The sequence below is a fragment of the Streptomyces sp. NBC_01454 genome (assembly GCF_036227565.1).
Classification (GTDB): Bacteria; Actinomycetota; Actinomycetes; order Streptomycetales; family Streptomycetaceae; genus Streptomyces.
The window spans coordinates 1,138,106-1,158,693 of the sequence record NZ_CP109460.1; the positions used below are offsets into that span (position 1 = coordinate 1,138,106).

Annotated in this window: 18 protein-coding genes and 1 pseudogene; 13 read left to right on the plus strand and 6 right to left on the minus strand. The window is 72.0% G+C overall.

The features are described from left to right. Positions 1–286: 286 nt before the first annotated feature. A complete protein-coding gene (locus OIU81_RS04875) occupies positions 287–763 on the plus strand; it encodes a polyketide cyclase (RefSeq protein ID WP_329144180.1) in 477 nt (158 codons plus the stop codon). A 224-nt stretch (positions 764–987) separates the two neighbouring features. On the opposite strand, the gene OIU81_RS04880 is transcribed toward OIU81_RS04875, so the two are convergent. The 3 genes and pseudogenes from OIU81_RS04880 to OIU81_RS04890 all read right to left on the minus strand — a co-directional run bounded on the left by OIU81_RS04880 (position 988) and on the right by OIU81_RS04890 (position 3,228). Beyond that, positions 988–1,713, minus strand: coding sequence for an SDR family NAD(P)-dependent oxidoreductase (locus OIU81_RS04880; RefSeq protein WP_329330909.1), 726 nt, complete (start codon positions 1,711–1,713; stop codon positions 988–990). A 176-nt stretch (positions 1,714–1,889) separates the two neighbouring features. Beyond that, positions 1,890–2,681: pseudogene (locus tag OIU81_RS04885) on the minus strand (IS5 family transposase). A gap of 16 nt (positions 2,682–2,697) precedes the next feature. Further along, a complete protein-coding gene (locus tag OIU81_RS04890; RefSeq protein WP_329144183.1) occupies positions 2,698–3,228 on the minus strand; it encodes a phosphatase domain-containing protein in 531 nt (176 codons plus the stop codon). A 444-nt stretch (positions 3,229–3,672) separates the two neighbouring features. On the opposite strand from OIU81_RS04890, the gene OIU81_RS04895 reads away from it, so the two are divergent. From OIU81_RS04895 to OIU81_RS04930, 8 genes are all read left to right on the plus strand, one after another. Continuing rightward, positions 3,673–3,993 (plus strand): hypothetical protein, encoded by a 321-nt coding sequence (locus tag OIU81_RS04895; RefSeq protein WP_329144185.1) that lies wholly within the window; start codon positions 3,673–3,675, stop codon positions 3,991–3,993. 59 nt (positions 3,994–4,052) lie between these two features. Further along, complete coding sequence (locus tag OIU81_RS04900; RefSeq protein WP_329144187.1) at positions 4,053–4,319, plus strand: hypothetical protein; 267 nt, start codon at positions 4,053–4,055, stop codon at positions 4,317–4,319. 424 nt (positions 4,320–4,743) lie between these two features. Further along, on the plus strand, positions 4,744–6,021 hold the full coding sequence (gene egtA, locus OIU81_RS04905) for an ergothioneine biosynthesis glutamate--cysteine ligase EgtA (RefSeq protein ID WP_329144189.1): 1,278 nt from the start codon (positions 4,744–4,746) through the stop codon (positions 6,019–6,021). Next, positions 6,018–7,337: an ergothioneine biosynthesis protein EgtB gene (egtB, locus tag OIU81_RS04910; protein WP_329144191.1), complete on the plus strand. Its 1,320-nt coding sequence runs from the start codon at positions 6,018–6,020 to the stop codon at positions 7,335–7,337. Before egtA ends, egtB begins: the two co-directional genes overlap by 4 nt. 37 nt (positions 7,338–7,374) lie before the next feature. Then, positions 7,375–8,130 (plus strand): ergothioneine biosynthesis protein EgtC, encoded by a 756-nt coding sequence (gene egtC / locus OIU81_RS04915; protein WP_329144193.1) that lies wholly within the window; start codon positions 7,375–7,377, stop codon positions 8,128–8,130. Then, the gene (gene egtD / locus OIU81_RS04920) at positions 8,127–9,089 is read left to right on the plus strand and encodes an L-histidine N(alpha)-methyltransferase (RefSeq protein WP_329144195.1); all 963 of its coding nucleotides are present in this window, start codon (positions 8,127–8,129) and stop codon (positions 9,087–9,089) included. Before egtC ends, egtD begins: the two co-directional genes overlap by 4 nt. 147 nt (positions 9,090–9,236) lie before the next feature. Beyond that, on the plus strand, positions 9,237–10,172 hold the full coding sequence (locus OIU81_RS04925; RefSeq protein ID WP_329144197.1) for a phosphatidylinositol-specific phospholipase C: 936 nt from the start codon (positions 9,237–9,239) through the stop codon (positions 10,170–10,172). 246 nt (positions 10,173–10,418) lie between these two features. After that, positions 10,419–11,543, plus strand: coding sequence for a trypsin-like serine peptidase (locus OIU81_RS04930; RefSeq protein WP_329144198.1), 1,125 nt, complete (start codon positions 10,419–10,421; stop codon positions 11,541–11,543). Here the strand turns inward: OIU81_RS04930 and OIU81_RS04935 are convergent. The 3 genes from OIU81_RS04935 to OIU81_RS04945 all read right to left on the minus strand — a co-directional run bounded on the left by OIU81_RS04935 (position 11,515) and on the right by OIU81_RS04945 (position 17,275). After that, a complete protein-coding gene (locus tag OIU81_RS04935; protein WP_329144200.1) occupies positions 11,515–12,549 on the minus strand; it encodes a phosphatidylinositol-specific phospholipase C domain-containing protein in 1,035 nt (344 codons plus the stop codon). The two genes, OIU81_RS04930 and OIU81_RS04935, sit on opposite strands and share 29 nt — an antisense overlap. A gap of 226 nt (positions 12,550–12,775) precedes the next feature. After that, entirely contained in the window at positions 12,776–13,957 is a 1,182-nt protein-coding gene (locus tag OIU81_RS04940; protein WP_329144202.1) for an FAD-dependent monooxygenase, read from the minus strand. Between the two features lie 132 nt (positions 13,958–14,089). Next, complete coding sequence (locus OIU81_RS04945; protein ID WP_329144204.1) at positions 14,090–17,275, minus strand: cytochrome P450; 3,186 nt, start codon at positions 17,273–17,275, stop codon at positions 14,090–14,092. Between the two features lie 105 nt (positions 17,276–17,380). Here OIU81_RS04945 and OIU81_RS04950 point away from each other — a divergent pair, with 105 nt between their 5' ends. The 4 genes from OIU81_RS04950 to OIU81_RS04965 all read left to right on the plus strand — a co-directional run bounded on the left by OIU81_RS04950 (position 17,381) and on the right by OIU81_RS04965 (position 20,555). Further along, on the plus strand, positions 17,381–18,091 hold the full coding sequence (locus tag OIU81_RS04950; RefSeq protein WP_329144206.1) for a PAS domain-containing protein: 711 nt from the start codon (positions 17,381–17,383) through the stop codon (positions 18,089–18,091). 79 nt (positions 18,092–18,170) lie between these two features. Further along, the gene (locus OIU81_RS04955) at positions 18,171–18,650 is read left to right on the plus strand and encodes a universal stress protein (protein ID WP_329144208.1); all 480 of its coding nucleotides are present in this window, start codon (positions 18,171–18,173) and stop codon (positions 18,648–18,650) included. A 98-nt stretch (positions 18,651–18,748) separates the two neighbouring features. Further along, the gene (locus OIU81_RS04960; RefSeq protein ID WP_329144210.1) at positions 18,749–18,964 is read left to right on the plus strand and encodes a dodecin; all 216 of its coding nucleotides are present in this window, start codon (positions 18,749–18,751) and stop codon (positions 18,962–18,964) included. Positions 18,965–19,100: 136 nt separating this feature from the next. After that, positions 19,101–20,555, plus strand: coding sequence for an amino acid permease (locus tag OIU81_RS04965; RefSeq protein ID WP_329144212.1), 1,455 nt, complete (start codon positions 19,101–19,103; stop codon positions 20,553–20,555). The last annotated feature ends 33 nt before the right edge of the window (positions 20,556–20,588 follow it).

Sequence of the window (20,588 nt, forward strand, 5' to 3'; positions counted from 1 at the left end):
GCCGGAAGCCCGGGTGGCAGTGGGGCGGCAACCGATACCGAGCGGTATCCGGTTGCTCGCCCACCGCCACCCGCCCGGCGCCGGGCCACAGTCGTCTCAGGACTTCAGCAGCGGGAATGCCGGCGTCCTCGTAACGTGCCCCGTACGAGCCCGCCCCTACTCGCACGGGTGCGGGTTCCGCCCCCACGACCGATGAGTTCCGCGTCGTCGCGTCGTCTGCAGAGGGGGACGTCCCCCTTCCGCGCCCGCGGGAGGCCGAGATGCGAGGACAAGGAGCGTGCACACCGTGGACCAGGAGAACGTGAGCGCCACCCTGACGGTCGCCGTGCCCGACGCGAGGGTGTTCGCGGTGCTGGCGGACCCGACGACCCACTCCGCGATCGATGGCACCGGCTGGGTGCAAAAAGCCGCCGACCGGGCGCCGCTGACCGAGGTGGGCCAGATTTTCCGCATGGACATGTACCACCCCAACCATCCCGACGGTGACTACCGGGTGGCCAACCAGGTCCACGTGCTCGACCCGCCGCGCACCATCGGCTGGCGGACCGGGACGGAGAAGGACGACGGTCACCTGGAGTTCGGCGGCTGGACCTGGCGCTACGACCTTGCGCCGCTCGGCCCGTCCGAGACCGAGGTCACGCTCACCTACGACTGGTCGGCGGTGCCACAGTCCATCCGCGAGTACATCCAGTTCCCGCCATTCGGCCCCGAGCATCTCACCAACTCGCTGCACCACCTGGCCGAGCTTGCCTCCGGTCGGTGACGTCAGCGTCCGAGACGACCGGCCCTAAGAACTCCCATCGAAATGGCTTCGGACATCGCCAGGAGAACTGTGCGCATCCGAGGGTGAGGAAGGCTTCGCTTCGTCGCGTATCTCCCAGCGGATGGGCAAGAACGTCACGCAACCGAGGCCCCACGCCGGCCCCGGTCTATTCGGCACCGGGCGGGCGGTCCCCGGCGAGAACTCCGTGAACCCGCGGTTCCTCGCTACCAGCCGACCTCACCTGTGGAGTCGAAGAGCCGTCCGCTGGGCCCGTCGATCGCCAGGGCGAGCCGCACGACCGTCGCGGCGCTCTGCGCGGGCGTGCTGGTACCGGTGTGGTTGTTGAGTGCCGTCGCGGTGAACCCCGGGTCGACGGCATTGACGCGGAAGCCCGGCAGGGCGCGGGCGTACTGGTAGGTGAGCATGTTCAAGGCCGCCTTCGAGACGGGGTAGACCAGGCCCTGCAACCGGGATTCCATGCTCTCCGGGTCGTCGTTGATGGTGAACGATCCGCGGCCGCTCGTCACGTTCACGATGCGCGGACGCCGGCCCTTGTGCAATGAAGGCAGAAGGGCGTGCGTCGTCCGGACCGCGCCGAGCAGGTTGACGTCCATGACGTCCGTGAAATCGTCCGCGGTCGTCTCCTCCACTGCCGGGCGGGTGCCGCCGATGCCCGCGTTGTTCACCAGTACGTCGAGCCTGCCGCACTCCGCCTCGATCGTCCGAGCCGCGGCTTCGACCTGCGACTGGTCTGCCACGTCCAGGGGCACGAACCGCACGTCGGCTCCACCAGCCGACAACTCACGTGCGGCCGCACGGCCCCGTTCCCGATCGCGCGCACCGAGATAGACCACCATCCCCACAGCGGCGAGTTGTCGGGCCACCTCTCGCCCGATTCCCTGGTTCGCGCCTGTCACCATGGCTATGTCCGCAGTCGTCATACTCGACATGATCCTCTCAAGACTCGTCTCACGAGGAGGGTAGACGCGAACGATTCGTCAGCCGTCGCAGGTGCCATGGGACTTGACCTCTTCGCAGAAGGCGCCCACAGCTCTCGGCCCATCGCTTCCGGTGTGCCTGGCCGCAAGAGTCACCCTTGAATCTCCTTTCGGAATGAGTTCAGGCGTCACCAACAGATGAGTGCGCATCCGAGAGCGAGGAAGGCTTCGTGGATGTCTTTGCGTATCTCCCAGCGGATCCGCAGGCGGCGGAACCAGTGCAGGTGGGCGAACGCGCGCTACGACCCGGCGTTGGGTGCCGAGTCCGGACCCATGCTCGGTGCCCCGGCGGGCGATCAGCGGCTTCACGCCGAGATCCCGGACCAGACGGCGGTACTTGTCGTGGTCGTAGCCGCGGTCGCCCAGCACCACGTCCGGGCGGCGCCGGGGCCGGCCTCGCTTGCCCCGCGCCGGCGGTACCGCCTGAAGCAGCGGGATCAGCTGGGTGACGTCGTTGCGGTTGCCGCCGGTCAAGGTGGCGGCGAGCGGGATACCGGTGGCGTCGGTGATCAGGTGATGCTTGCTGCCCGTCCTGCCCCGGTCGACAGGGCTTCGTCCCGTCTTGGTGCCCCTTTTAACGCCCGGATGTGGGAGCCGTCGACCGCCGCCCGGGAGAAGTCCCGGGCGTCTGCGGTGCGGAGTTCGGCGAGGAGAACCTCGTGAAGCCGGGGTCACACACCGGCCTCGGTCCACTCGGCCAGGCGGCGCCAGCAGGTCATACCCGAACCGAAGCCGAGTTCCTGCGGCAGGTGTTCCCAGGCGATCCCGGTATGCAGGACGAACAGGATGCCCTGGAACACCAGCCGGTCCGGATGACCCTTGCGCCCGGAGTGCCGAGCCCGACGCTCGACCTTGGGCAGCGGTGGCTCGATCACCGCCCACAGCTCGCCGTCGACTTCCCATGGCTTCGACCGCGCCACCCCGCACCCCAGATCATCAGTCCCGGAGTGATCCAACCACCTTGCAAAGCATTTCGTTAGAAGTTCTAAGTGCGCCCGCCCGCTGCTGGGCGTCCCGCAAGGTGTCGGACGGGGACGACCAGCGGGCGCGGATCACCGGGAAGCCGGCCTTCTCGCATGCGTCGCAGACGAGTTCGTCGTCATCGACCACATGGCGGACCTGGCGGTCGAGGGCGATCCGGCGCAGGACTTCCAGCTTGGTGTGCCGGGCCGGGCGCCGGTCGTGGTCGGGGCGCATCCACAACCGGCCCTTCGGCAGGCCGTGTCGGGCGAGCCAGGCCAGTGTGTCGCGGCGGCAGCGCTCCGGACGGCCGGTGAGGTAGACCACCGCGCAGTCCTCGGCGCTGCGGAGCGCCAGGGCCACTCCCTCGGCGAACGTCGGGTCCCCGGGGGCCGCCGCGAAGAAGGCCTTCCAGTCGCGGGGGGTGCGCTCCAGCAGATGCTGCCGGTGGGTGGAGTCGGCGAGCGTGCCGTCCAGGTCGAAGACCGCCAAGGGGCGTGCCGTCATGCCGTCGCCGTCCTCTTCCGTGTCCGTCGTCCTCGCCGGATGCCTCGGGCCAGGCTGACCGCGATCCGGGCGATATCGATTCCCTGTGCGAGGGACAGCGATGGTACGCGAGGGCGATACGGAGCGCGATGCCCCGGGGCCCTCGGGAGAGCGCACAAGAGAGCGGGAGAGGGCGCGCGGGCGGGAAAGCGGCGGCACAAGAACCTCTGCGGTCACGGTAGATGACATTCGCCATTCCGGTTCTGCGCAAGAGCACCCAACCGGCCAGGATCAACTTTCCAGCCGATTACCTCCGTTGCCCCGCAAAGGCCCCCGCACCTCGGTAATTTTTGCGCTGTGCCTCGATACGGCCGGTCCGAAAGCACGGCATTCGTATGTGCCGGAGCCACCGCCATGTCGGGTACGTCGAATTCGCCATGTCCAGCGAAAGGAAAGCGATACCGCATGACCACTGGAATCAAGGGCTGCGACAACCAGTCGAACTCGTACGTGTCCTTCGTCAACGAGGAGCACGCCGGGGACAGCGAGTCCGTGCACCCGAGGTCGTACAGCGACGCCTACGCATGGATCTCGCAGCACAAGGACAAGCCGCTGAGCGTGCAGACCGGCCGGGGCAGGTGCATCATCTGGGACGACGACTGGAAGATCAAGGGGCAGTGGGACGACGGCAGGGGGGAGGTCGTCCTCGCCAAGGTCGAGCACAGTCCGCAGGATTACCGCATGACGGTCAGCAACACGGGCGACATCACGCTGTCCGCGGTCTGATCCGCGAAATCGTCAGCGAAAGAGCGGAATCGGAAGCGAAAGAGGGGGATGGGATCAGCATGCCCATGGACAACTGGCGTATCACGAATGCCATGGAGAACCGGACCGGGAATTGGGTGTACTACATCTGTTCCGCCGCGGCAGCCTTCGCGAATCTCCATTTCAGCCGCCACGTCGACAATCCCGCCGACGACCATATGGCCACGAACGACGGAGCGTATTACTACTACGGCGTGACCGGCACGTTCAATCAGGCGGCACAACAGGCCGACCAGGCGGTCCGGCAAATGCTCGTCGACGCCTGGAACGACTACTTCGCGGTGTGAAGGACGCTGCACGGCAGAGAGGAACCCGTCCGCTCGCCCCAGTGGCGTCGCGGGTGCGCGTGCCGCCCCCGTCCGCCACGAGGCGAGCCGACCGGAACACTCGCCGGCCGCATGAAGCGCACATGAAGCCGCCGTCACGCCACACCCCGCCGCACACTCACTCGAACAGCCGTACGTTCCGCTCGCCCCCGTCCGCCGGTCACCCGGCGGGTCGCCGGACCCCACGGCGGGCGGAGCGGCCTTCCTGGTGCCCAGGAGGCGCCGTGGCACCCTTGGGAAGTCTTCCGGTCCGGACGGCCCGTCGGCCCGGTGAAAGCCCCTCCGCCGCCGTCCGGGCGGCGGATGCGCTCTTGAGCGCATCGCCCGCAACAGATTAGGTGGAGGGCGGCAATCCTGCCGCCGCCCCACGAGGGAGAGGGATTCCATGCCCGTAAGGCCTGCTGTCACGGAAGCGGAGCTTGAAGCTCACCTGCGCGGAATATGCTTCAAGACCGGGCCACCGCGCCGTCTCGGGGTCGAGATCGAGTGGCTGGTCCACGACGCGCGCAACCCCCGGTGTCCGGTCGAACCGGCCCGGCTGCGCAGCGCCGCCACGACCCTGCGCGCCCTTCCCCTGAACTCCCTGCTGACCTTCGAACCGGGCGGCCAGCTGGAACTCAGCTCGCCCGCCGCCACCTCCCTCACCGGCTGCATCGAGGCCATCACCGCCGATCTCGCCCTGGTCCGCCCCGCCATGCGGGCGATGGGTCTGGGCATGGCCGGCCACGGCCACAACCCCTGGCACCGCCCGCAGCGGGTCCTCACCGAGCCGCGCTACAACGCCATGGAGGCGTACTTCGACCACTGGGGCTCCGCCGGGAGGTCCATGATGTGCGCCACCGCCTCCGTGCAGGTGTGTGTGGACGCCGGGTACGAGGAGCCCGGCCCGTTCGGCCACGGCCGGCGCTGGCTGCTGGCCCATCTGCTGGGTGCGGTGCTGGCCGCGGCGTTCGCCAATTCGCCGACCAGCGAGGGCTGCCCCACCGGCTACCGCACCACCCGCCAGGTCGTCTGGTCGCAGCTCGACCCGGCCCGTACCCTCGCCCCGCCGCAGGGGCCGGACCCGCGCGGCGCCTGGGTGCGCTACGTCATGGACGCACCGGTGATGTGCATCCGCGCCAAGGACGGCCCGTGGGACGCGCCGGAGGGTCTCACCTTCCGTGAGTGGGTCCGGACCGGCGTCCCCCGGCCGCCCACCCAGGAGGATCTGGACTACCACGTCACCACGCTCTTCCCGCCCGTGCGTCCGCGCGGCCATCTGGAACTGCGCATGATCGACGCGCAGTCGGGCGAGGCCGGGTGGATCGTGCCGCTGGCCGTCACCGCCGCGCTGTTCGACGACCCGGAGGCCACGGAGCGTGCCTACCGCGTCGTCAAGCCCCTCGCGGAGACCGCCGGTGCGCGGCCGGCGCCGCGCAATCCGCTGTGGCGGCGGGCCGCCCGCGGGGCACTGACCGACCCCGAGCTGCACGCCGCGGCGGTTGCCTGCTTCGCCGCCGCGCAGGAGGCCCTGCCGCGGCTCGGCGCCTCGCCCGAGGTGTGCACGGCGGTCGTGGAGTTCACCGAGCGCTACGTGGCCCGCGGCCGCTGCCCCGCGGACGATCATCTCGACGCCCTGTACGCCGCGGAGGGCGACCTCATCGTTGAGAAGGACAGCCAGTGACCATCGACCCCGAGCTCCTTCGTGAGCGGGCTGCCTCGGCGCTGCTGGCCGCCCGCGACCGCACCCGCCTGCTGACCACCTGCGTCGAGCATCCCGATCTCGTCGCCCAGCACTCCCCGTTGATGTCCCCCCTGGTGTGGGACCTGGCACACATAGGCAACCAGGAGGAGCAGTGGCTGCTGCGCACCGTCGGCGGCCGTGACGCGCTGCGCCCCGACATCGACTCCGTCTACGACGCCTTCGAGCACCCCCGCGCCACCCGCCCCTCGCTGCCGCTGCTGGCGCCGGACGAGGCGCACGGCTATGTCGCCGAGGTCCGCGGCCGGGTGCTGGACATCCTGGAGCGGACCCCGCTGCACGGCGGTCCGCTGCTGGACTCCGGCTTCGCCTTCGGCATGATCGCCCAGCACGAGCAGCAGCACGACGAGACCATGCTCATCACCCACCAGCTGCGCAACGGCCCGGCCGTGCTCACCGCGCCCGAGCCGCCGCCCGTCACGGACGAGATCATTCCGGCCGAAGTCCTCATACCCGGCGGCCCGTTCACCATGGGCACCTCCACCGAGCCCTGGGCGCTGGACAACGAACGGCCCGCCCACCCCCGGCTGGTCCCCGCCTTCCTGATCGACACCACACCCGTCAGCAACGGCGCCTACCAGCGGTTCCTCGAGGCCGGCGGTTACGCGGACCCGCGCTGGTGGACCCCCGAGGGCTGGGCGCAGGTACAGGAACACGGGCTGCACGCCCCGATGTTCTGGAAGCGGGACGGCGGCCAGTGGCTGCGCCGGAGGTTCGGGGTGACCGAGCCGGTGCCGCCGGACGAGCCGGTCCTGCATGTGAGCTGGTACGAGGCGGACGCCTATGCCCGCTGGGCGGGGCGGCGGCTGCCGTCCGAGGCCGAGTGGGAGAAGGCCGCCCGCTACGACCCGGCGACCGGGCGGGCGAGGCGCTACCCCTGGGGCAACGAGGACGCCACCCCGGCCCACGCCAACCTCGGCCAGCGGCATCTGCGGCCCGCCCCGATCGGCAGCTACCCGGACGGACAGTCCCCGCTGGGCGTACGGCAGCTGATCGGCGATGTGTGGGAGTGGACGTCGAGCGACTTCCTGCCGTACCCGGGCTTCGCCGCCTTCCCCTACCGGGAGTACTCGGAGGTGTTCTTCGGCGACGAGTACAAGGTGCTGCGCGGCGGGTCGTTCGCGGTCGACCCGGTCGCCTGCCGGGGCACCTTCCGCAACTGGGACCTGCCCGTGCGGCGGCAGATCTTCTCCGGGTTCCGTACCGCCCGGGACGCCGACCCGGAGGCGGGCGCATGAGGCCCACCGCCCGGCCGGTCCGGAAGGTCATGTACTGATGTGCCGTCATCTCGCCTATCTGGGGCCGGAGATACCCTTCGGGCGCCTGGTGCTGTCCCCGCCGCACAGCCTCTACCGGCAGTCGTGGGCACCGCGCCACCAGCGGCACGGCACGGTCAACGCGGACGGCTTCGGCATCGGCTGGTACGCGCCGGGCGACCCGGTGCCCGCCCGCTACCGGCGGGCCGGACCGATCTGGGGCGACGAGCAGCTGCCCGACCTGGCGCGGGTGGTACGCACCGGCGCGCTGCTCGCCGCCGTGCGGGACGCCACGGTGGCCGGTGCGGACGCCGAGGCCGCGGCCGCGCCGTACGCCGCCGGACGCCATCTGTTCAGCCACAACGGCGCGGTGACCGGCTGGCCGGACTCACTCGCCCCGCTGGCCGCGGAGCTGCCCGCCGGGGAGCTGCTGCGGCTGCCGGCCCGCTGCGACGCGGCGTTCCTGTGGGCGCTGGTCCGGCACCGGCTGGAGCGCGACGACGAGCTCGGCGAGGCACTGGCCGCCACCGTCACGGCCGTCGCCGCCGCCGCACCCGGCTCCCGGCTCAATCTGCTGCTCACCGACGGCACCACCATCGCCGCCACCGCCTGGGGCGACACGCTCTGCCACCTGGCCGTCCCCGGAGGCGGCACAGCCGTCGCCTCCGAACCGTACAACGATTCCCCCCACTGGACCGAGGTCCCGGACCGCACCCTGCTGCGGGCCACCCGGACCGAGGTCCACCTCACCCCGCTCAAGGAGCCCGCCACGTGAGCCCGCTCAGCATCACCCGCACCCTCCCCGCCGACGCCACCGCGGCCGCGCTGCGCGCCGATGTCACGCAGGGGCTGACCCGCACTCCCAAGCAGCTGCCGCCCAAGTGGTTCTACGACGCCCGCGGCAGCGAGCTGTTCGAGGACATCACCAAGCTGCCCGACTACTACCCGACCCGCGCCGAGCGGGAGATCCTGCTCACCCGCGCCGATCACATCGCCGCTGCCACGCAGGCCCGCACGCTGGTCGAGCTGGGCTCCGGTTCGTCCGACAAGACCCGTCACCTCATCGGCGCGCTCGGCTCGCTGCACACCTATGTGCCCATCGACGTCAGCGAATCGGCGCTGGCCGCGGCGGGCGAGGCGCTGCTGAGCGACCATCCCGGTCTCACCGTGCACGCGCTGGTCGCCGACTTCCAGCGGGGCATCGAACTGCCCGACACCCCCGGCCCGCGGCTGCTCGCCTTCCTCGGCGGCACCCTCGGGAATCTGCTGCCGGACGAGCGCGCGGCCTTCCTGCGCTCGGTGCACGCCATGCTGTCCCCGGGCGACGCCCTGCTGCTCGGCACGGACCTGGTCAAGGACGAGGCCACCCTGGTGGCCGCCTACGACGATCCGCAGCGGGTGACGGCCGCGTTCAACAAGAACGTCCTGGAGGTCATCAACCGCGAGCTGGGCGGCGACTTCGATCCGGCGGACTTCGACCACGTCGCCGTGTGGGACGCCCGGCAGGAGTGGATCGAGATGCGGCTGCGGGCCCGCCAGGACCTCACGGTGAAGATCCCCGGCGTAGATCTCGCGGTGACCTTCGCCGCGGGCGAGGAGATGCGGACCGAGGTCTCGGCCAAGTTCCGCCAGGAGGGCGTGCGCGCGGAACTCGCCGCGGCCGGACTGGAGTTGAACAGCTGGTGGACGGACAGCGCGGACCGTTTCGCGTTGTCCCTGGCCTTCCGCGTCTGAGAGCCGTCCCCACCCGGCCGGTGTGACCCACAGGTCCGCCGGCCGGGTGTCATGTCCACGGTCAATGTGGTTCGATGCCCCGATCGCAGCTTCGTACCGGAGCGGCCGGTGCGGGGGCACGCAGACTCGACGGACAGGGGAAGCGGCATGGGGCTGGGACTGGATCGGCGGGGGTTCCTCAGAGGCGCGGCCGGGCTGTCGGCCGCCGGGGCGCTGACGGGCATCGGCAGCGGGCAGTTCACGGCGCGCGCGGCACAGCGCCGCCCCTCCGCGGTGTCCGTACAGGACTGGATGTCGGCGCTCGGCGACTCCACCCCCGTCCAGCGGCTGACGATCCCGGGCACCCATGACTCCGGTGCCCGGATCGGCGGCCCCTGGGTCGCCTGCCAGAACACCTCCGTGGACGCGCAACTCGCCTCCGGCATCCGCTTTCTGGATGTCCGCTGCCGGGCCGTCGACGGCGTCTTCGCCATCCACCACGGCGCGTTCTACCAGCAGCTGATGTTCGGCGATGTGCTCAACGCCTGCCGGGCGTTCCTCCAGGCACACCCCTCCGAGACGGTGCTGATGCGGGTCAAGCAGGAGTACTCGGAGGTCTCCGCCGACGACTTCCGCCGGATCTTCGTCAGCTACCTCGACGACAAGGGCTACCGTCCGCTGTTCCGCCTGGACGACGGGCTGCCGACGCTGGGACAGGCCCGCGGCAGGGTCGTGCTGCTGGCGGACTCCGACGGCCTGGGCGGCGTCCGCTACGCCGATCCGCAGCTGTTCGACGTGCAGGACGACTACATGGCGGAGCCGTTCGGGAAGTACCCGAAGATCGAGGCCCAGTTCCGCAAGGCCGTCACCCAGCCGGGCAAGCTCTTCGTCAACTACGTCAGCACCTCCGCCTGGCTCCCGCCCCGCTCCAACGCGGACCGCCTCAACCCGCAGGTCAAGGGGTTGCTGACGGGCTCGGAGGGCAGTCGCTGGACCGGCCTGGGCATCGTCCCGATGGACTTCCCGAACGAGGTCGGGCTGGCCGAGGCGCTGATCGCACACCACCTCGCGGGGCAGGCGGTCCGGCTCACCCGACCGGCCTAACGGAACCGCGCCGCGCCCCGCCGTCGCCCCGCACGGTACGACCCGGCCATCCGGCCTACCGGACCCCGGATGTGACGGGTGTTCCGATGCCATGCGGGCGTGCTCTTGGCCCTCGGTGCGGAGGATTTGCCCAGGTGAGCCAACCGCGACGCCCCGCCCTGCATCAGACTGGGTGAAATGTCTGGTTCCGGTGCCGATCCCGCGTCCGACGGGGTGACACCGGCTGATGCGGGGAGGCGGCGGCCGGTGACGACGAGCGAACGCGGTACCGCGCCGGCGGACGACCCCGGGCGGACGGACGAGGGCGCCGGAGCACCGGCGGCCCCCGGCTGCCCGGCTCCCGGCGGGCCGCCGTGCACGGGGCGCGGCCGGCCGGGCGTCCCGCTGCGGACGTCGCTGGCGCTCGGGGTGGTGGCCATCGTGGTGGGCAGCGCGGCACTGGCGCTGCGCTCCTCGTCGCACGACCCGTACCTGGCCCCCGGGGACCCCGCCTCCGGGGCGTATCTCGCGCCGCCGGCCGAGGGCGAGCGGGCCGCCGCCGCCGTGCTCTCCGGACCGTATGTGGAGCGGCCGGGGCCGCTGGTCCCGGCCCGGCGCGGCACCGCCATGGCCGCCCCGACGTCGGTGTCGCGGCCGCTCATGGCGGCCCCGGCGGACCCCGCGCCGGCGGTCGGCGCGCTCTTCTCCCCCGACGACGACGGCACTCCGGTCCACCACTGCACGGCCAGCGTGGTGCACTCCCCCGCGGGCGACCTGGTCGTCACCGCGGCGCACTGTGTGCACGACGACGGCTTCCGTACCCGGCTGGTGTTCGCACCCGGTCTGCACGACGGGGTCGCGTCGTTCGGGCTGTGGGTGCCCAGCCGGATCGATGTCGACCCGCGCTGGATCAGCAACCGGGACCCCGACCACGACGTGGCGTTCCTGCGGGTGCGCCGGGCGGGGCGGGCCGGCGGCCGGATCGAGGACGTCACCGGCGCCGAACGGATCCGCTTCGACGCGCCGCCCGGACGCCCGGCGCAGCTGACCGGCTACCCCGAGGACCAGGACAGAGCGGTCAGCTGCCGGCACACGGCGGACGTCCAGAGCCCGACCCAACTCCGCTTCGCCTGCCCGGGGTTCCCGAACGGGACGAGCGGCGGGCCGATGCTCACCGACCTCGACCCGGGCACCGGCACCGGCTCGCTGATCGGCGTGATAGGCGGTCTCGACGAAGGCGGTGACGACCTCGTCTCGTACAGCAGCCGGTTCGGTGCGGACGTGGCCGCGCTCTACCGGCGGGCGACCGCGGGGCCGGCCACGAAGGCGGCCCGGCCGGCCCCCGGAACCGAGGCGATCGGGGTCAGGCCCCGCGCGGCACCACGGTCTTGAGGACGGACGGCAGCGGATACCAGTCGGCGGTGGCGAAGCTCGCATGTGCCGAGGCCAGCTGACCGACCCGGGACAGCGCCTGCGCCTCGGTCGGGTGGGTGGCGTCGATGGCCGGCGGCACATTGTGTGCGTCGGTCATGATGAGCAGGTAGTGGCGGGTGTCGTACCAGGCGGTGTCGATACTGCCGTTCAGATAGGTCGCGGCGTCACCGTCGAAGACCACGAACCAGGGGCGCAGCGCCGGGTCCGCGTAGCGCTCGCGGGGGTCGCCGGGGGCCGCGCCGTGCACCGCGGGGAACGCCGTGGACCGCGCCAGCTTCCCCTGCGCCGCGAGGTCCTTGAGGTGGCCGGCGTACTCCACGTCCGTCCACAGCTTGTCGAACGGGTTCTTCTCCTCGACGGTGCCCGGTATCAGCTCGAAGAGGAACTTGCCGGCCAGGTCGGCACGGGCCGGCCAGCCGCCGGCCCGCACCGCCTCGTCCAGGGTGGCGTGCCCGCCGGCGAGGTCGCCGGGGCCGTAGACCGCGTCGCCCAGCTTCTGGCGCACCAGTGCGTCGAACTCGGCCGGGCCGCGGCCGCCCTTGGCGTTGAAGCCGTCCTTCATCTCGACCTTGAGCAGAATGGGACGGTGGCCGGGGTGGGCGTCGTGCCAGGCCCTCATGTCGGCGAGGCAGCCGGCGAAGTCCTGGTTGCGGGCCTTGGTGCGCAGCTGTGACGCGTCGGCCGCGCCCTCGCAGTTGTTGTCGTTGCCGAGCGGGTTGGCGTGCGAGACCCGGAAGGACCTGCCCAGTCCGTTGGTCCAGAGGTCGAGTTCGAGCAGCGCGGCGCCGGAGTCCAGGGCGTCCGCGAAGTAGGGGTACTTCCCCTTGTCGTAGGCGTTGTGCACGCCCACGGACGTGCTGGTGCCGTAGGTCGCGCCGGCGGGTACGGCGCCCGCCGGTCCGCTCACCGCGAGCAGTGCCGCCGCCGCGACGGCGACCGTTCCCACACTCCGCTTGCCGTTCATGTTCCCCGCTTTCCTGGAGGTCGTTGGCCGTCCGGCACCGGTCCGGACGCCGCCCGTCCGGTCGGTCGCCCGGACGATCGGGCAGCAGCGTACGGGAGTTGGGGTCGGAGGGGACCACGGAGACGGTGGAGAGTGGAGGAACGGCCGGTGCCGGCGGAGCGGCGGCCGGGCGACGGGCCGGCCGGGCCGGGGACCCGGCCGCTTCCGGCCCGCCGCGCCCGGCGGCTCACCACTCGATGCGGTACCCGGTCAGCCAGTCGTCGGCGCCCGCGCTGCCACGCTGTGCGCCGTCCCGGGGAGCGGAACGGTCGGTGGCCCCGGTGTCCCCGCCGACGACGAGTTCGGCCATGCCCGCGCTCGCCGCCACGACCCGCTCCACCCGCTCCCTGCGCAGCTCCTCGTACGCGGCGAAGGCTCTCTGCGCGTCGGGCCGGTCGCGCAGGCACCGGGCGAGCACGAGGGCGTCCTCGATGGCCATGGAGGCGCCCTGGGCGGCGTGGGGTGCGGCGGCATGGGCGGCGTCGCCGAGGACGACCATGGTGTCGGTGTGCCAGGTCGCGATGGTGGCGAGGTCATAGGCGCCGGAGGCGATGACGCGGTCGCCGCTGGCGCGGACCAGGGCGGCGGCCGGGGTGTCGTCGTCCGCGAAGAGGTCGGCCACCCGCTCGCGCCAGGCGCCGGGGGTGACGGCCGGCGGATCAAAGCGGTCCAGTTCCGTGCCGGGGACGTGGGCGAACCACCAGACCGCGCCGTCGGGAGCGCGGGTGCAGCCGAAGAAGGCCCGCTTGCCGCGGATCAGGGTGCAGGTGTCCGGCGGGAGCGGGATCTCGGTGTCGCGGACATAGCCGCAGACGGTGTCCTGGCCGGTGTAGCGGGGGCGGGGCGCGGCCGGGTCGATGAGGCCACGGGTGACGGAGTGCAGGCCGTCGGCGCCGATGAGGACATCGCCCTCGGCGCGGCTGCCGTCGGCGAAGGTGGCGATGACCCGTGTGCCCTCGGCGGAGGCCACGGTCTCCGCGCCGACCAGCCGCTTGCCGTGCCGCACCGCGATTCCGCGGCGGGCCGCCTCGGCGTGCAGCACCTGAGAGAGCGTGGCCCGCCGCAGGATGCGCGGGCCCAGGCCGGCGCCCTGTGCGGCGCCGGCGATCGGCCGCGCCCCCAGCCGCTCCCCGCTCCCGTCGAAGAACTCCACCCGCCGCGCGGGGAAGGAGTGGGCGACGACGGGGCCGTGCGCGTCGATCACCCGGAGCGCCTCCAGGCCGTTGGCGAAGACCACGAGGAAGGCGCCGACATCGTCGGCGCCGCTCGGATGGGCCTCGAAGATCTCCGCGTCGATATCCGCCTTCTGCAGCGCCATCGCGGTCACCGCCCCCGCGATGCCACCACCGATGATCAGGGCCTTGGCCATGTCCTCTTCCCCCCGGTCCAGTCGCCGGCCCGGTCACGGACGGCGAACGGTGCGGCCCCGGTCGGCCGCACCCGGTCCACCTTGGCCCCGGCGGGCCGGGAGATCCAGTCCGCCGGGGTGGGGAGGCGGATTTCAGCCTGCCGCGTAGACGTCCTCGATGTAGCGGCCGGAGGCGGTCAGTTCGCGCAGCCAGGCCTCGGACTCCTGCGGGGAGGCGCCGGTGCGGGTGCCGTGCAGTGCGCGGAAGGCGGCCCGTACACCGGGCGCCATCCGGCTGCCGTCGCCGCAGACATACACCCGCGCGCCGGCCTGCAGCAGCTCCCACACCTCGGCGCCCTCGGCGGCGATCCGGTGCTGGACGAAGCGGTGGCCGTGCTCGGGACGCGCGCTGAAGACCGGGCGCACGGACACCGCACCGGCGGCCTCGGCGGCGGTGAACTCCGCGGCGTGCAGGAAGTCGCCGTCCGGGTCGTCACAGCCGAAGTAGAGCCGGGCGGGCGCCGTTTGCCCGGCGGCGACCCGGTCGGCGACCACACCGCGGAAGGGCGCCAGGCCGGTGCCCGCCGCCACCAGGATGACCGGGGTGTCGTCGGCCGGATCGAGGCGGAAGGCCGCACGGCAGGGCTGCACACGGGCCAGGACGGTGTCGCCGGGACGCAGCGCGTGCAGATGGGTCGAGCCGGTGCCGCCGGGCAGCAGCGAGACCATCAGATCGGCGTGCCGGGCGTCGGTGGCCGGCGAGGACGACAGGGAGTAGTGGCGGGTGCGCAGCGGCGGCAGCAGCTCCACGACCACCGGCCAGGGCAGCGCCCCGCGCAGCGCCGGGTGCGCCTCGATCAGCTCGATCAGGGTGCGCGGGTCGTCCTCGGCGAGGTTCTCCAGGGCGAGCCGCTCGGGCGGGCACGGGTGGTGCGCGGCGAGCACGGCGCGCTGTGCGGGGGTGGGCCGGTGGCCCAGTTCCAGGTGGTGGGTGAGGAGTTGGCGCACCGTCACGGGGCGGTCGACGGGCAGCGTGTCACGGGCCGGCCGGCCGGCGCTGTGCAGCGCCAGGAGAGTGTCGAGGTCGGCGCCCAGGGCGTGGGCGGCGCGTGCGACGGCGGCGGGGGCGTTGGCCGGGAGCACGGCGAGGTGGTCGGCGGTGCGGTAGGTGACGCCGTCGGGCAGGGCGATCCGCAGGAAGCGCTTGGGCCGGGGCCAGCCATCGGCGGTCAGGTCACGGGCCTCGGTGACGGTCATCGGGACGAGGTCGTGGCGGGCGGCGAGCGCGTCCAGCGGGCCGCCGGTGATCTCGGTGACGGTGTAGCCGGTGTCCTGCGCGGCCGGTGTGGCGCCGATGGTGTCCGGGTCGCCGTAGCGGGTCAGCAGCCGGTTGCGCAGCGCGGCGGTGAACTCCTTGACGGTTCCGCCCAGGTCGCCGGAGGCGTCGGCCTCGGCGCGCGGCAGCAGCCGGTGTGCGCCCAGCGCGTCCAGCCGGTCGTCGATGAGGGTCGGTATGTGCTGGTAGGTGGCGGCCCAGTTGCGGTCTCCCACGCCGAGGACGGCGAACGGTACCTCGGCGGCGGCGCCGTCCGGCGCGGTGTTCAGCCACTGCACGAACGCGGCCGCGTCATCGGTGGGCCGGCCGTTGTAGGAGGCGGCGACGATGACGACCGGCCGGTCGTCCGGCAGCGCGCCGGCAGCCGCGTCCAGCGGGGCCACCTCGGCGGCGCAGCCCAGGCCGGTGGCCTCGTCGGCGAGCCGCTCGGCGAACTCCCGGCAGGTGCCGTAGTTGCTGCCGTGCAACACCAGCAGTCCGGTGCCCTGGCGCACCCGCGTCGCCAGCCCCTCGTCGGTCGCGGCGCCCTCCTCGGTGCCCGCGCCGCCTCCGGGGAGCACGGCCAGCGCGGTGCGGACCGCCGCCCGGTCGGCGGGCGTACGGGCGGCCAGGGTCAGCGTGAACCCGTCGGGCTTGAGGGTGAGCGTCTCCTTGATGCGCAGCCGGTAGCCGGCGTCGTCGATCAGCCGGTAGCGGTGGGCGAGGAGGGCGAGCAGCATGGTCGCCTCGTGGAGGGCGAACTGCCGCCCGATGCAGGCGCGTTCACCGGTGCCGAACGGCTTGTACGCGTGCGGGGAGCGCGCCGCCTCGGCCTCCGGGCTGAAGCGGGAGGGGTCGAACAGCTCGGGATTGTCGCCCCAGGCCGGGTCGCGGTGCAGCATCGGGGTGAGCACGGTGACCAGTTCCCCCGCCTTCACCGGGTAGCGGCCGCCGAGCAGGGTGTCCTCGCGGGCCTGGCGGCTGAACGCGGCGGCGGTGGGCCACAGCCGCAGCGCCTCGTTGAGGACCTGGCGGGTGAACGGCAGCCGGCCGATGTCCTCGAACGACGGGTCGGGGTCGGCCTGGTCGCCCCACAGCTCGTCCGCCTCGCGCTGCACCATCCGCAGCGCCAGCGGGTCCTTGAGCAGGTGGTAGAGGGCGAAGGAGAGCGCGCCCGAGGTGGTCTCGTGGCCCGCGATCAGGAAGGTGATGACCTGGTTGCGGATGTTGGCGAGATCGAGGGTGGGACCGTCCGCCGCCGCGCCGTCCCCCTGGCCCCGGGCGCCGAGCATCAGTCCGAGCAGATCGTCCTCCCCGCTCTCCCCGCCCGCCGTCCGGGCGGCGATGACCTCGTCGACGACGGAGGCGAGATAGTCCGCGTCGGCCTGGAACGCCGCGTCCGCCGCGGAGTGGTCGGCGCCGGGGTCACGGGAGAACTTCGTCATGCTCCATTCCAGGCAGCGCACCATCGCCTCGACGAAGGGATGCGCGCTCTCACCGCGGGAGAACGACTCGAAGTCGAAGCCGAAGCCGGCCAGTCCGATGGTGTCCAGCGTCATCCGGGTCATGTCCTCGGCGACCTGGACGGGCGTGCCGTCGGCCACCCGGCGGTCCCAGGACGCCATGACGCGGCGGGCGACCTTGAGCATCGCCGGGTGGTAGGTGCGCATCGAGCCGAGCGCGAAGGCCGGCATCAGGACCTCGTGCGCCTTGGCCCAGTTCGGCTCCTCGTTGTAGGCGGTGAACAGACCGTCACCGGCGAACTCCCGGACGTTCTCCAGCACGACCGACACCCCCTTGCGGAAGCGGGTTTCGTCGGCAACCTCGGTGACCAGGTCGAGCGAGGAGACGAAGAGGGTGCGGTGGTCGCCGAACTTGCGCTGGAAGGCCGGGCCGTGGATCCGGGCGAGGTCCATGGACTGCTGGATGGGCGTGTGGGTGAGCCCGGCCTCGGTGAGGTCGGCCACCGGAATGCCGTCATCGGCGGCGCGTTCGTCACTGTGGAGCGCGATGGTGTCGGTCATGACTCCAGCGTGCAGGGCCCGGAGCGCAGGTCGGGACCTGGCAACTGCATGATTGTGCAGTGGTTTTTCACCGCGCGCTCTTGCACACGGACCGGAGAAAGGGCAATGGAGAACGAGACTGCCGACGGGGTGCCGGAGACCGGTGACCCCGGCAAGCCGCCCTGTGCGCCGCGCCCGGTCGACCCGGTCGATCCGGCCGGGCCCTACGCGGGCGGCCCCTGGCGCAACTACTTCCTGATCCTGCTGGACCGCATCCCCACGCCGATCGCGGTGTGCACGGCCCACGGCGAGGTGCTGATCGCCAATCCGGCCATGGCCACCGAGTGGGGCGCGCACCCGGGACAACTGCGCGGCCGCAATCTGCTGGATCTCTTCGAGCCCCGTGCGAAGGCGCAGCTCGACCGGCTCGCCGAGGCCCTGCGGCTGGGGCGCCGGTCACGCTATCCGATCGAGGTGCGGTGGTCCGCCGGCCCCGACGGCACCGCACGGGAAGGGGAGCTGACGGTCGACCCGGTGGGCGACCCCTCGGTGAGCCCGCCCGCGCTGCTGGCGCTGCTGCGGGTGCGCGAGCCCGGCCCGCCGCCCGCTGCGCGCGGGTCGGCCAGCCCGGTGGAGGCGCGGATCCTGGCGCTGGCCGCGGGCGGCGCGACCACGGCGTCGATCGGGACGGCGCTGGGGCTGACCGTCGACGGGGTGAACTACCACCTCACCCGGCTGGCCCGCCGCTGGCGGGTACAGGGCCGTACCGCGCTGGTGGCCAGGGCGTATGTGCTGGGCGTGCTGTCACCGGACAGCTGGCCGCCGGCGCCCGCCTGACCGTCCGGGGCGGCGGGCCGTCGGGCGGCTGCCGGGCCCGCGGTGCCGGCAGCACGCATGTGCGGATAACCTCCCTCGTGTGGAAGAGAACGAGGAGCACGAGGAGCACACGATCGCGCAGTTCGAGCGCGGCACGGACGGCCCGAAGGTCATCGTCGTGGGCATCGACGGCTCCGACTCGTCGTGGCGCGCCGCCGCCTACGCGGCGGGGCTGGCCCGGCGTCAGTCCTCGAAGCTCGCCCTGGTCTACGTCCAGCCGGTGCTGCCGGCCGGGGCGGCGATGGGGGCGCCGGTCGCCGATGCCACGGACGAGGTGGCCGAGGAGCTGATGGCCGAGATCCGCCGGGCGACCGAGCGCCCCTCGGGGACGCGCCCCCTGCGCTGGGAGTTCCACACGCTGCGTGGCGACCCGTACAACGGGATGGTGCAGATGGCCGATGACCTCAAGGCCGACGCGGTGGTGGTCGGCGCCTCGGAGTCGGCCGGGCACCGCATCATGGGCTCGGTCGCCGTGCGCCTGGTCAAGGCCGGACGCTGGCCGGTCACCGTCGTCCCCTAAGCCCTCTTGAGGGCGGCTGCTCCGCTGGTGGGGCGGGGCGGCCTGAGGCACGGTGGGAAGTGGACGGGCGGAGCGCCGCCCCGGCGAGGGAGACCACCGTGACCGACCGCACGTATCGCGTGACCGAGATCGTCGGAACGTCCCAGCAGAGCGTGGACGCCGCGGTCAGCAATGGCATCAGGCGCGCCTCGGAGACCCTGCGCAATCTCGACTGGTTCGAGGTGACCCAGGTCCGCGGGCATATCGTCGACGGCGCGATCGATCACTACCAGGTCGGTCTGAAGGTCGGGTTCCGGCTGGAGGAGGCCGACTGACACTCCGTGCGCGTACGTTTCCCGGCGAGTCCCCGCCGTACGGGGACCGCTCCGGTGGCGTCGCCTTCCTTAGTCGTCCCCGAGGGTCCATGATGAGCCGCCGTCGGACCACAACGGAGCGACGGAGGGATGACGCATGGGGCTGCGCGCGGGACAGGGCGTATGGCGCCGTAAACCGATCGAACACATTGAAGAGGCGGAAGGCAGCGCGAGTCAGCAGCTCACCCGGGCGCTCGGTCTGTGGCAGCTGACGGCCATCGGTGTCGGCGGCATCATCGGCGCGGGCATCTTCACCCTGGCCGGCACCGTCGCGAACGGCAAGGCCGGCCCGGCGGTGGTGATCTCCTTCCTCATCGCGGGCATCGCGAGCGCCGCGGCGGCCTTCTCCTACGCCGAGTTCGCCGGGCTGATCCCGAAGGCGGGGTCGGCCTACACCTATGGCTACGCGGTCCTCGGCGAGCTGGCGGGCTGGTTCATCGGCTGGGACCTGCTGCTGGAGTACACCGCGATCGTGGCGGTGGTGGCGATCGGCATCTCCGGCTACTTCGGCTTTCTGCTCGGTGAGCTGGGCGTCGATCTGCCCGCCTGGATGCTGGGCGCGCCGGGCACGGGTCCGGGGCACCGGGTGGACCTCTTCGCGGCGGTGCTGTGCCTGCTGATCGCCTATTTGCTGACCCTGGGCATCAAGAACGCCGCACGCTTCGAGACGGTCGTGGTGGGCCTGAAGGTCATCGTGGTCATCGTGGTCATCGCGGTCGGCTTCTTCCACATCAACACCGCGAACTACCACCCGTTCTTCCCGTTCGGGGTGAGCGGCGCCTTCACCGGCGCGGCCACGGTCTTCTTCGCGGTCTTCGGCTATGACGCGATGAGCACCGCGGCCGAGGAGTCCAAGGACGCCCAGCGCCACATGCCGAAGGCGATCATGTATTCGCTGGCCATCTCCATGGTGCTGTACGTCCTGGCCTGCCTGGTGCTGACGGGTATGCAGAACTACCGGCACATCGACCCGGAGAGCGGTTTCTCCTCGGCGTTCAAGTCGGTGGGCCTCAGCGGCCTGGCGGATGTCATCGCGGTCGGCGCGATCATCGGCATTCTGACCGTCATGTTCACCTTCATGCTCGGGGTGACCCGGGTGTGGTTCTCGATGAGCCGGGACGGGCTGCTGCCGAAGTGGTTCGCCAAGACCAGCGCCAAGCACCGTGTACCGACCCGGGTCACCTGGATCGTGGGCTTCGCCTCCGCGGCCATCGCCGGCTTCCTGCCGATCGGTGAGGCCGCCGAGCTGACGAACATCGGGATTCTGCTCGCGTTCGTGGTGGTCTGTGTCGCGGTCATCGTGCTGCGCTACAAGCGCCCCGAGCTGCCGCGGACGTTCCGTACGCCCGGGATGCCGGTGGTGCCGGCCATCGGGGTGTGCTTCTCGATCTGGCTGATCACGTTTTTGGCGTGGCAGACCTGGGTCCGGTTCGTGGTGTGGTTCCTGATCGGCATGGTCATCTACTTCTCGTACTCCTACCGCCGTTCGAACCTGGCGCGGGCGGAGGGGCGGACCGCCTCCGGTACGGACGGCGGCGGCACACCGCGGTGAGCCATGGCCGCCGGCCGGGCGGCGCACACGACG